This is a genomic window from Pseudoalteromonas sp. NZS11_1 (assembly GCF_015864275.1).
Taxonomy (GTDB): domain Bacteria; phylum Pseudomonadota; class Gammaproteobacteria; order Enterobacterales; family Alteromonadaceae; genus Pseudoalteromonas; species Pseudoalteromonas arctica.
The window spans coordinates 55031-66578 of record NZ_JADYXK010000010.1 but is presented as its reverse complement, the minus strand read 5'-3'; the positions used below and the strand labels follow the sequence as shown (position 1 = coordinate 66578).

The following is an 11548-nucleotide window of genomic DNA, read 5'->3' as shown; positions in this document are numbered from 1 at the left end:
ACATTAAAACCCTTTTATTTATTAACTAAAAAGTAGTCAAAAAATTAAATCAAATGGTTAAATTAACGAGGGATGAATTTTTTAAATTAAAGTGATGCGTGTAAAGTTGTTTAATTACAACTGGTTAAGATTTGTTTTTATGTTGGCACAACCCTTGAGTATATAACTACGTCTAAACAATACACAAACAAGGAATACCATTATGAAACATTCAATTAAAATCGCTATGGCAAGTTTATTAGTATTAGGTTCTGCGCAAGTACACGCAACAGAAGTGGACCTAGATGTAACTGATATATTAACTCAAAGTGTAGCAAGCTATGTTAAGCAAACCACAATCGAGCTTGAAAAATCACTAAAGGAAACGCTTTATTTTGATGCTAAAACTGTTTTAGAGGGTTTATTAGATGAGCCCGTTTTAACAGATAGCACAACGCTTAAAAATACTGACGCTAGCGTTAAAAACGTAAAATAAACCACTTAAAGGATTAAAACGATGAGCAGTGAACTTGGATTATTTGCATTAATGTTAGCACCCGTAGTCAGTATGATTAGCGCTTATTACTCGGTTCAAGTGTTTAAAGCTATGGGAGGTTGGTTTAATCTTTAGCCAATTATATAGCTGGTAATTAATTCGATTCATACAAAGCTGATCGACTTAGCAAAAGCGCACGTAAATAAAGGCAGAGTGTTTGAAATAAGTAGACTTTATGAAACGTGCGATTTTTCCATTACCCATTTTTATGTTACCTGAAGGTTATACGCGATTACGCATATTTGAGCCTCGCTACTTAAATATGGTTAAAACCGCATTAAAAAATAATACAGGGTTTGTGCTTTGTACGTTCGAGCATGACACGCCTTTTAATATAAGTGCGCAAGGTTGCCTTGTTGATATTATTGATTTTGACCAAGACGATAACGATGTATTATTAATTGATGTATTTGCATCGCAAAATGTGCAAATTAATGATGTTTATCAAGACGAAGACGAATTACGTCATGGCCTAGTATCGCCTTGTAATACGCCGTATTGGTACAAAAATTCTAACAACCAAATTGGTGAACATTATCTATTACACGACGCGCTTAAAAACGTGTTTCAAGGTAATCCGGAACTTAATTTGTTGTACAAGAAAACTCATTTTGACAAGCTTCCATGGATTGCAGCACGTTGGCTAGAACTCCTACCTGTTTCTATTGAGAAAAAACAGCAACTTGCATTTGAAACGAATTTTGATAACTTACTGAATTTCCTCCATACTGTGATTAATAACGAATTTGCCTAAATTTTATGATCCTAAATTAATTATTGCCCGTATTACTTAATACAAAAGCAATAACGGGATAAATTATTATGGTAAGTCAACAACAGTCACCACGTTGTGAACCTAATACAGGTAAGTACACTGCCATGCCAGAAACGCCGAGTAAAGAGCTCATGCAAGCGCTTATAGATGTTGCGCAATCACGCGATAAAAAAGCGTTTTCATATTTATTTGAATACTTTGCGCCAAAAATTAAACGCTTTGGAATTAAGCAGTTTGGTGTTGAAGCCCAAGCCATGGAGCTTGTGCAAGAAACATTAACGTCTGTTTGGCGTAAAGCACATTTGTATCATAGTGAAAAAGGCGCTGCTACTACGTGGGTTTATACCGTTATGCGTAACGCTTCGTTCGATATGCTTCGTAAAATGAAAAGTAATAAAGAAGAAAATATAAGCGAAGATATTTGGCCGTTACTAAACGACTCACAAGATACGCATCACGAATACAGTGATCATTTAGAAGATAAGCAAATTAAGCGCTATTTAGACAAATTACCAATTGCTCAACGCGAAGTGGTAAGAGGCGTTTATTTTCAAGATATGTCGCAAGAGCAACTTGCACATCAACTTAATATTCCAGTAGGCACGGTAAAATCACGGTTACGTTTGGCCTTGCAAAAATTACGTAATGAAATGGGAGATCAGCATGATTAAACATCACCCGAGTGAAACTTTACTGACACAGTATTGCGATGCATCACTTGCTACATCATTGAGTTTAGCCGTTTCTATTCACGTAGACATGTGCTCTGTGTGCCAAGCTAAAGTAGCTAAAATTGAAGCAAGTAATGCAAATGCATTATTTAGTGAAGAGCCTGCTCAATTTGAGAAACCTCAAACTGAGAGATCTGATTTACTTGAAGAATTTGAACTAAATGTACTTGATATGATAATGTCTGATGATTCTATTGATGAAGTTTACGAAGTAGAGCCTGTCTCTATTAAAGTGAATGAGCATAACTATCAGCTTCCACGTGCTTTAACACGTATTTCTCATAGCAAATTTACACAAGTTGGTAAGTTGGCACGATCTCGCGTTTCGCTTGATGATGGTGCGCTGCGTTCTAGCTTGCTACATATTGATGCCGGTGGCGAAATTCCTGAGCATACACATACTGGATTTGAAGTTACTTTACTACTAGACGGTGAGTTTAGTGATGAAGATGGTAATTACGTACCAGGCGACTTTATTTGGCAAGATGGTAGTCATCAACACACACCTTTAACGAAAGATGGATGTTTATGCTTTACAGTTGTCAGTAGTGCGCTACATTTTAATAAGGGCTTCAGCAAGTTACTAAATCCAATAGGTAATTTGATTTACTAAGAGAATATATGCATACAGATATAATAAAAATAGGTATAAGCGCCTGCTTAGCAGGCGAAAAAGTTAGATTTGACACAGGACATAAAAAGTCAAATTTTTGTATGGACGAGCTAGGTAAACACGTTGAATACACACGGTTTTGTCCGGAAGTAGCTGTTGGTTTACCGATACCTCGTCCAACTATTCGCCAAGTTAAAGTGGGCGATACTATTAAAGTATGCCGACCAGATGGCACCGGCGAAGTAGGCCAACAACTTACTGAATATGGTAAAAAAGTTGCAACTGAACAAGCTAAAGAATTAAGTGGATTTGTATTTTGTGCAAAAAGCCCAAGCTGCGGCATGGAGCGCATTAAAATATACAACGAAGCAGGAACAGGTAATACCTCAGAAGGCGTTGGTTTTTTTGCTGAGCAAATAATGAAGCACAACCCATTATTGCCATGTGAAGAAAACGGACGTTTAAACGACATGCATTTACGTGAAAACTTTGTAATGAGAATTTACGTATTTAAAAATTGGCAAAAGTTAGTACAAGAACCACTAACGGTTCACAAGCTTACTCAATTTCATTCTCAGTATAAGTACTTGTTAATGGCTCATAATTATCAAGCTTATCGTGATTTGGGTAACCTGCTTGGAACATACGTAGGTGATGATATAAATGCAGTTGCTGATGAATATATTCTAGGTTTGATGACGGGTCTTAAAAAACCGGCTTCTCGCAGAAATAACTGCAACACGCTAATGCATTTACAAGGTTACTTTAAAACAGATTTATCGAAGGTTGAAAAACAAGAACTTCGTGATGCGATAGATGAATACCGCGAGGGGTTGGTGCCATTGTATGTACCACTTACTTTGTTAAAACATCATTTGAAAGTTCATCCAAATGAGTACCTTGAAAAACAAGTGTTTTTTAACCCATACCCTCACGATTTAAAACTACGATTTGGTATTTAATGGATACATTATTTTGGTTTAGGCGCGATTTGCGCCTTTTTTCTAACGAAGCGTTAATTCAAGCGCTAAATAATGGCGCTAAACACGCCATTTTTTTTGTGTCTGAAAAACAGTGGCAACAACACCAAACTGCGCCCATTCAGATTGACTTACTCAAGCGCCGAGTTACTTACCTTCAATTTCAGCTTGCTGATTACGGCATTATTTTACATGTTATTGAAGCGCCAAGCTTTTCTGATTGTGAGCGTGAGCTTATTGATTTTTGTAAAGCAAACGATATAAAACACGTAATTGCTAATACAGAATATGAGCTTAATGAAGCAAATCGCGATAAAGCAATTTTGCATAAATGCGATGAGCTTTCTATTACTTTTACTTTGTACGAAGGTGATTTAATTGCACCTGTTGGAACGGTTAAAAATCAAAGTAATGAAATGTATAAAGTATTTACTCCTTTCAAACGAGCATGGTTAAAGCAGTATCAAGATACACACTTTAGTTTGCCTCAATGGCCTTTAACTTCTGAGCCAACAAAATTTGATGAAAGCGGCTTACTAAAAAGTGATGGATGCTCGGATAAGTGGCCGGTTGACGACGAAACACTTTCTACTGTGGTCGATAACTTTATATGTGACAAACTTACAAGCTACGATGATCAGCGTGATATACCCAGCGTAAAAGGCACATCAGGTTTAAGCCCGTATTTAGCACTTGGTATTGTAAGCACAAAACAGCTGCTTATTAATATTCAGCAGCGTTATCCTGATATTTTAACTACGTCAAAAAGTAAAACGTTTACGTGGATTAACGAGCTTGTTTGGCGCGAATTTTACAGGCATTTGATTGCTGAATTTCCGAAGCTTTCGCGCGGTGACAACTTTAACGAAAAGTATAACGCCGTAGTGTGGCGTAAAAGCGAAAATGAATTTACAGCATGGTGTGAAGGGCGAACAGGTTATCCGTTAGTGGATGCTGCAATGCTACAATTAAAGCAAACCGGTTGGATGCACAATCGTTTACGTATGGTTGTTGCGAGCTTTTTAACTAAGCATTTATTAATAGACTGGCGCGAAGGTGAGCGCTTTTTTATGCAGCACCTAATTGATGGCGATTTAGCCTCAAATAATGGTGGCTGGCAGTGGGCTGCAAGTACCGGGTGTGATGCTCAGCCTTACTTTAGAGTTTTTAACCCTATCAGACAAAGCGAGCGCTTTGATCCAACTGGCAAGTTTATCCGTAAGTATTTGCCAGAGCTTGAAAACGTGCCAGATAAACACATTCATTTTCCACACACTTATTTAGCCGCAATAGGTAAAGATAAGGAATGTTACTGGCCAGCAATAGTTGATCATAAAGCGGCACGAGAACGTGCACTTGCTGCATTTAAGGTGTGATATGGATAACCAGTTACCAGTAGATAAATTTGTTGAAATATACCAACAGCTTGATAGCACTAATCTTGATTTATTGAGTGATATTTACTGTGACGACATACAGTTTATAGACCCAATGCATGAAATTAACGGCATTGTAGAATTGCGCAGGTACTTTGCTAACTTATATAGCAATGTTAAGCATTGCCAGTTTGATATTAGTGATTCGTTTAATAGTGGAAACAATGCTTTTATTTATTGGACTATGCACTATGCACATCCAAAGCTTTCATCAGGTAAAACTATTTCGGTAGAAGGTCATAGCAAGCTTATTTTTAAAGACGGCAAAATTATAAAGCACAGAGACTACTTTAATATGGGCGAGTTGTTATACAAACACATTCCTTTACTTGGTAGCGTTATAAAGCTAATTGATAAAAGGGCAGGTTAATTATGATCACACTTATAACGGGTGCTACTTCTGGTATTGGTGAGCAGTTAGCAATTAAATATGCGCAGTTGGGAGACACTGTTATTGCTTGTGGCCGTAATAGTGAAAAGCTCGCTGAGCTTGCTAAATACGACAATATTCAAGCGTGTAAATTTGATGCAACTAATCTACAAGACATTAAAGAGTCTACTATTGGCTTTCCTCATTTTGACCGTGTTATTTTAAACGCCGGTAATTGTGAATACATAGATGACGCGCGAAATTTTGATAGTGCATTGTTTGAACGTGTAATAAACGTAAATTTACTCTCTATGGGGTATTGCCTTGAGGCGTTACTTCCTAAAATAAATTCAGGTGGTCAGCTTGTTTTGGTCAGCTCAAGTGTTACCTACCTTGCGCTACCTCGTTCAGAAGCTTATGGTGCATCAAAAGCGGGTGTAAGTTACTTAGCAAAAAGCTTAGCTGTTGATTTAGATGATGTTGATGTGACTTTAGTTCACCCTGGCTTTGTGAAAACTCCGCTTACTAATAAAAATGATTTCCCGATGCCTATGGCCGTTACCGCTGAAAAAGCCGCAGACTATATGATTAAGGGAATACATAAGCGCCGAAAAGATGTTCACTTTCCGTACCGTTTTACACTTATATTAAAGGCATTACGTATTTTGCCACTCCCAATTTGGCTTAAAATCGCAAAAGGATTAGCCCGTTGAAAAAAATAGCAATAATAGGAACTGGTGTATCTGGTTTAACATGTGGGCATTTGCTTCATAAACATTACGATGTAACCGTATTTGAAAAAAATGATTATATGGGTGGCCACACTGCAACGGTTGATGTTGATGTGTGCGGCATAAAATACGCAATAGATACTGGTTTTATTGTATTTAATGACAGAACTTACCCATATTTTGAAAAGTTACTATCGCGTATTGGTGTAGATAAACAAACAACGCAGATGAGCTTTAGTGTTCATAACGAAGCCACTGGCTTTGAATACAATGGCCATACGTTTACAAGCCTGTTTGCACAGCGTCGTAATATTTTTAGACCTAAGTTTTGGCGATTATTGTACGACATTGTTAGGTTTAACAAATTGTGTAAAGCACTACATGAAAAAGATGATTACCAGTCTGATCAATCATTAGGGCAATTGCTTAGTGACAATCACTTTAATGACTTTTTTAAATACCATTATATTCTTCCGATGGGCGCAGCTATTTGGTCTACCAGTATTAAAGAAATGGAAAATGTAGGCGTTGAATTTTTTGTTAAGTTCTTCTTTAATCATGGCCTTTTAGATGTAACAAATAGACCACAGTGGTATGTAGTACCAGGTGGCTCTCGTCAGTATATTAAGCCACTGATCAGAGGCTTTGCTGATAAAATTAAACTTAATACAGATATTAAATCTGTTACGCGTCAAAATGATGAAGTAACAATAGAGTTTGCCAATGGTGAATTAAGTAAGTTTGATAAAGTAATATTTGCTTGTCATTCAGATCAGGCGCTTGCACTACTTGGTGATGCTACTGAGCAAGAAAAGTCAGTATTGGGTGCAATAGTTTACACTGAGAATTCAGTTGTGCTGCACACCGATACAAACCTTTTACCTGATAGAAAAGCGGCATGGGCAAGTTGGAACTACCTACTTAATAACAACACTGATAAAGCAGCTGTTGTTACTTACCAAATGAATATTTTGCAAGGTATACAATCGGATACACAGTTTTGTGTAACGCTTAATCACCTTGAAGGAATAAGCCAAAGTAAAATTTTGCGCGAGTTTACTTATCATCACCCTGTATTTAACCAAGAGTCAATTGCTGCTCAAAAGCTTAAACACAGTATTGATGGACAAAACAATAGTTATTTTTGTGGTGCTTATTGGTACAATGGTTTTCATGAAGATGGCGTACACAGTGGTGTAGATGTAGCCAAGCAACTTGGGGTCGAATTTGACTAGTGCAGTGTATTTAGGCGATGTAAAACATCGCCGTTTTGCTGTTAAAGAACATCGTTTTAGTTACCCTTTGTATATGATGTGGGTAGATTTAAATAATCCTCAACATCTAAATGGTGTGCATAAACACCTAGGTACGTCAGGCTTAAAAGCGTTAAAATTTAATGAAGCTGATTATCTTAAAGGCACTTCAGAACTTGCTAAACGACCTCTTATTGAGCGTGCGCATGATCAACTTGCCAATTTAGGTATTACTGAAACCTTTTCTCATATTTACATGTTAGGGCAGCTTCGTTGTTTTGGTGTGTATTTTAGCCCTGTTAATTTTTACTTTTTTGGCCACAACGACACCCGTTTTAAGTATATGATAGCTGAAGTAAGTAATACACCATGGAACGAACGTCATTATTATTTAGTCCCTTTAGAAAAAAAAGTGAACTTTAAGAAGGTTTTTTCCGTATCACCTTTTATGAATCTAGATATGAACTATCATTGGCATGTTAAACAATCGCCTGATAAAACATTGATACACATTGAAAATAAGCGAAATGAAGAGTTATTATTTGATGCAACACTTCGCTTAAAACGTAAAGAACTCACTAACGAAGAGATTAATAAGTTGTTTAAACGTTTTCCGGCCATGACATGGTCTATTTTCAAAGGTATTTATTATCAAGCATTAAAGTTGTTTATAAAGCGAGTACCTTTTTTAGGTCACTCAGGTAAGCCATAAAGCACATAGGTAGTCAGGACAATTAATAGGTATTTTAATGGATAAAGTGTCGAGCTTAAATTGCGAACAAAGCACTAGTTGGTTAACTAATATATATAAAAAATTAGTGACTAAAGCCTTTTCGTCAATTGAAACAGGTCAAGTTGTTTTAATTGAAGGAAATGAGCGCACAGTTTTTGGTGATGTATCGTCTGCGTTAAAAGCAACAGTAACAGTTAATGATAAAGCTATGTATAAAGCGTTTGCGTTATCTGGAAGCGTTGGCGCTGGCGAAGCGTATATTTTGGGACATTGGTCTTGTGACAACTTAACTTCATTCATTGAGATATTTGCTATAAATGAAAAGCAACTTGATGAGTTTGAAAAAAAATTCGCATTTTTTAGTAATATCGCACACCGATTTAATCACATAAAAAACAAAAATTCAGAATCGGGTTCTAAGAAAAATATTGTTGCTCATTACGACTTAGGTAATGATTTGTACGAATCATTTTTAAGTAAAGAAATGCTTTACTCAAGTGCTGTATATCCTACAAAAGAAGCCACACTTGAAGAGGCTCAACAATACAAGCTTAAACGCATTTGTGAGCAAGTTGAGCTTCAAAAAAATGATTCAGTAATCGAAATTGGTACAGGGTGGGGGGCATTTGCTATATATGCAGCCACACATTACGATTGCCATGTAACAACAACAACCATATCTGATGAGCAACATGATTATGTAGCTAACAAGATTGTTGAGCTTGGTCTTGAAAGTAAAATAACATTACTTAAGCTCGACTACAGACTACTAAAAGGTAAATACGACAAGCTTGTTTCTATTGAAATGATAGAAGCGGTTGGTCATGATTATTTGCCGAGCTTTTTCACTCAGTGTGGTGAGCTCCTAAAAGACGATGGTGCCATGCTTATTCAAGCAATTACTATTGGCGATCAGCGTTATAAGCATTATTTAAAAAACTCTGACTTTATCCAGCAGTATATTTTTCCGGGCGGATGTTTGCCATCGCTTAACGAAATGAGTGAGCAGATTAAAAATAATACCGATATGGTTATTCATACTGTTAATGATATTGGTGCTCACTACGCACGAACATTAGCAGATTGGCGAACTCGTTTTATAAAAAGCTGGCCTGATTTAGACCGCTCTAAATTTGATGAACGCTTTTATCGTTTATGGTTATTTTATTTTGCTTATTGTGAAGGTGCGTTTAGAGCCAGAGCAACAAGTACGGTACATTTAATGGCGCGTAAACCTCGTTTTACTAGTGATAACGATGATATTGCGCTCGGTTACTAATTTTGTTTTATTTCAAGCAGTGTGGTTTTTATCATTGCTGCTTGAAGCCAATTCGCTACTTTTTAGTGGCTTGATTATTGTTTTAATGTTTTGTTTGTCAAAGCAGAAAAAACAAGACTCCTTACTATTAATTAAAGCCCTACCTTTAGCACTATTGTTAGAATTTATAGCGGTAAAGTTAGGCTTGTTAGAATTTAAAGTTTATCCCTTCCCTCTATGGCTCGTCTTTTTATGGGCTGCATTATTACTTTCTTTGAATACCTCTATGGTTTTTTTGAGTAAATTAAAGCTTTGGCAGGCCTTTTTGGTATGTATGGCATTTGCGCCAGCAAGTTATTGGGCTGGAGCGCGCTTTGAAGTAATAAGTTTAGGTTTACCTTTATGGCAATTCTGGCTCGTTTACGGGGCGCTTTGGTCTACAGTGTTTACTGTTATTCTTTTCATAAACCAAAAAATCAAGTTATTCATCAATCGCTGATCTTCCACAATTTCTATTTCGTAACATTACCCATTGACTCAAAGGGAGCTTATTTTGAAATTTTTACTAAAGGCAGTTACTTTTTATTTGCTTACCACTTCAATTGTTTTAGCTAACACACAATTTAATAAAGTAGGCGAAGCACGAATGGAGTATTTATTTTGGGATGTATATGACGCTGTGCTATTTACCCCTTCAGGTAATTACAGCGCAGGAACACATCCTGTTAAGTTTAAGCTTACCTATTTGCGTGACTTTGACGCTAAAGAAATAGTAAAAGCAACAAATGAGCAGTGGGAACATCTTGGAAAAACAGGGCTGGCAGACAAATACGACAGTAAATTGTTGTCTATTTGGCCTGATATAAAAAAGGGTGACTCACTAACATTAGTGACAAATGAGCAAGGTATGAGCACTTTTTATCATAATGATGAAAAAATGGGTGAAATTGATGAACCTCAATTTTCGAGTGACTTTTTAGCTATTTGGCTTGATGAAAAAACCTCTGAGCCAAAATTACGAAAGCAATTATTAGGGAATTAATATGAACATATTAAACACGTTAAAAGCAGCTGTTATGAGCCTCTCGGCTCTACTTTTAATTAGCTGTTCGGCACCAAATGTTGAACATTATAAAAATACATCGCCAAATTTTGACTTTAAAACCTTTTTTAGCGGAAATTTGAAAGCCTATGGTGTTGTACAAGACTTTAAAGGCGAATTGACCCGAAAGCTTGTCGTAGATATGAATGCGACTTGGGACGGTAACCAGGGCGTTATTGAAGAAGACTTTATTTATGATGATGGCGAAACCCAAAAGCGAATCTGGAAAATAACGTTAAATGAAGACAATAGTTTAACGGGGACAGCAGCTGATGTTATAGGTACAGCAAAAGGCAAAAGTGACGGCAGCGTATTTCATTGGAATTATGATGTAGAGCTTCCATACGATGGCAGTACTTTAGAAGTGAATTTTGACGATTGGATGTACCTGGTTACACAATCGCGCTTGATAAACCGCACATCTATTGTTAAGTTTGGAGTCGAGGTCGGGGAAGTGACCTTAGTTATCGAAAAAATATAGCTTATTTACCCAGTTGTTTAACTTGCGCCAAAATTGTACTCAAATTAAGTCTTTGTTAACCCAACACGCTGTATTCTACCGAGAATTATTTAAATTTTACTCATTTTTTAAGAATTTAAGCAAAAAATGCAATTTGCTGTTGCTAACTCTTTAAAAATGCATAAAGATAGGTTTTGCGAAGGCAAAATAATAACGAATAGGAATCTAACAATGAATAAAGCTCAATTAGTTGAAAAAATTGCTACTGATGCAGAAATCTCTAAAGCCGCTGCTACTCGTGCTCTTGACGCGTTTACAGGTGCTGTAACTTCTTCTTTAAAAGAAGGTGATTCAGTAGCATTAGTTGGTTTTGGTACTTTCTCAGTAAAAGAACGTGCAGCTCGCACTGGCCGCAACCCACAAACGGGTGCTGAGATCCAAATCGCAGCGGCAACTATCCCAAGCTTTAAAGCAGGTAAAGGTCTTAAAGACCAAGTAAACCCTTAATAGGTTTAACGAATTAAAATAAAAAAAGAGCTATTTAGCTCTTTTTTTTTATGTTTAATAAAGA

General features: G+C 36.6%; 15 protein-coding genes. All 15 read left to right on the top strand.

Features of this window, described 5'->3' with window-relative positions; genetic code table 11:
- Nucleotides 1-202: 202 nt before the first annotated feature.
- The 15 genes from I6F44_RS09460 to I6F44_RS09390 all read left to right on the top strand — a co-directional run bounded on the left by I6F44_RS09460 (nucleotide 203) and on the right by I6F44_RS09390 (nucleotide 11484).
- On the top strand, nucleotides 203-475 hold the full coding sequence (locus tag I6F44_RS09460) for a hypothetical protein (RefSeq protein WP_197173660.1): 273 nt from the start codon (nucleotides 203-205) through the stop codon (nucleotides 473-475).
- 235 nt (nucleotides 476-710) lie between these two features.
- Nucleotides 711-1289 (top strand): LON peptidase substrate-binding domain-containing protein, encoded by a 579-nt coding sequence (locus I6F44_RS09455; protein ID WP_121955582.1) that lies wholly within the window; start codon nucleotides 711-713, stop codon nucleotides 1287-1289.
- Nucleotides 1290-1357: 68 nt separating this feature from the next.
- Nucleotides 1358-1981 carry a sigma-70 family RNA polymerase sigma factor gene (locus I6F44_RS09450; protein ID WP_010552978.1) on the top strand — a complete coding sequence of 208 codons (624 nt, stop codon included), beginning with the start codon at nucleotides 1358-1360 and terminating at the stop codon, nucleotides 1979-1981.
- The gene (locus I6F44_RS09445) at nucleotides 1974-2654 is read left to right on the top strand and encodes a ChrR family anti-sigma-E factor (protein WP_197173659.1); all 681 of its coding nucleotides are present in this window, start codon (nucleotides 1974-1976) and stop codon (nucleotides 2652-2654) included. The genes I6F44_RS09450 and I6F44_RS09445 overlap by 8 nt, the downstream gene beginning before the upstream one ends.
- An 8-nt stretch (nucleotides 2655-2662) precedes the next feature.
- Entirely contained in the window at nucleotides 2663-3616 is a 954-nt protein-coding gene (locus tag I6F44_RS09440; protein ID WP_007580711.1) for a YbgA family protein, read from the top strand.
- Nucleotides 3616-5010 carry a deoxyribodipyrimidine photo-lyase gene (gene phrB, locus I6F44_RS09435; protein ID WP_197173658.1) on the top strand — a complete coding sequence of 465 codons (1395 nt, stop codon included), beginning with the start codon at nucleotides 3616-3618 and terminating at the stop codon, nucleotides 5008-5010. The genes I6F44_RS09440 and phrB overlap by 1 nt, the downstream gene beginning before the upstream one ends.
- A 1-nt stretch (nucleotide 5011) precedes the next feature.
- Nucleotides 5012-5440: a nuclear transport factor 2 family protein gene (locus I6F44_RS09430; RefSeq protein ID WP_197173657.1), complete on the top strand. Its 429-nt coding sequence runs from the start codon at nucleotides 5012-5014 to the stop codon at nucleotides 5438-5440.
- Between the two features lie 2 nt (nucleotides 5441-5442).
- Nucleotides 5443-6153: an SDR family NAD(P)-dependent oxidoreductase gene (locus I6F44_RS09425; RefSeq protein ID WP_024591087.1), complete on the top strand. Its 711-nt coding sequence runs from the start codon at nucleotides 5443-5445 to the stop codon at nucleotides 6151-6153.
- Entirely contained in the window at nucleotides 6150-7406 is a 1257-nt protein-coding gene (locus tag I6F44_RS09420; RefSeq protein ID WP_197173656.1) for an NAD(P)/FAD-dependent oxidoreductase, read from the top strand. The genes I6F44_RS09425 and I6F44_RS09420 overlap by 4 nt, the downstream gene beginning before the upstream one ends.
- The gene (locus tag I6F44_RS09415) at nucleotides 7399-8136 is read left to right on the top strand and encodes a DUF1365 domain-containing protein (protein WP_197173655.1); all 738 of its coding nucleotides are present in this window, start codon (nucleotides 7399-7401) and stop codon (nucleotides 8134-8136) included. Before I6F44_RS09420 ends, I6F44_RS09415 begins: the two co-directional genes overlap by 8 nt.
- A 37-nt stretch (nucleotides 8137-8173) precedes the next feature.
- The gene (locus I6F44_RS09410; RefSeq protein ID WP_165735776.1) at nucleotides 8174-9436 is read left to right on the top strand and encodes an SAM-dependent methyltransferase; all 1263 of its coding nucleotides are present in this window, start codon (nucleotides 8174-8176) and stop codon (nucleotides 9434-9436) included.
- Nucleotides 9414-9914, top strand: a complete 501-nt coding sequence (locus tag I6F44_RS09405; RefSeq protein WP_007580697.1) for a DUF2878 domain-containing protein — start codon at nucleotides 9414-9416, stop codon at nucleotides 9912-9914. Before I6F44_RS09410 ends, I6F44_RS09405 begins: the two co-directional genes overlap by 23 nt.
- A 54-nt stretch (nucleotides 9915-9968) precedes the next feature.
- Entirely contained in the window at nucleotides 9969-10457 is a 489-nt protein-coding gene (locus I6F44_RS09400; RefSeq protein ID WP_010552972.1) for a chalcone isomerase family protein, read from the top strand.
- Between the two features lies 1 nt (nucleotide 10458).
- On the top strand, nucleotides 10459-10998 hold the full coding sequence (locus tag I6F44_RS09395; RefSeq protein WP_024592211.1) for a DUF3833 domain-containing protein: 540 nt from the start codon (nucleotides 10459-10461) through the stop codon (nucleotides 10996-10998).
- A 210-nt stretch (nucleotides 10999-11208) separates the two neighbouring features.
- A complete protein-coding gene (locus tag I6F44_RS09390; RefSeq protein WP_002962474.1) occupies nucleotides 11209-11484 on the top strand; it encodes an HU family DNA-binding protein in 276 nt (91 codons plus the stop codon).
- The last annotated feature ends 64 nt before the right edge of the window (nucleotides 11485-11548 follow it).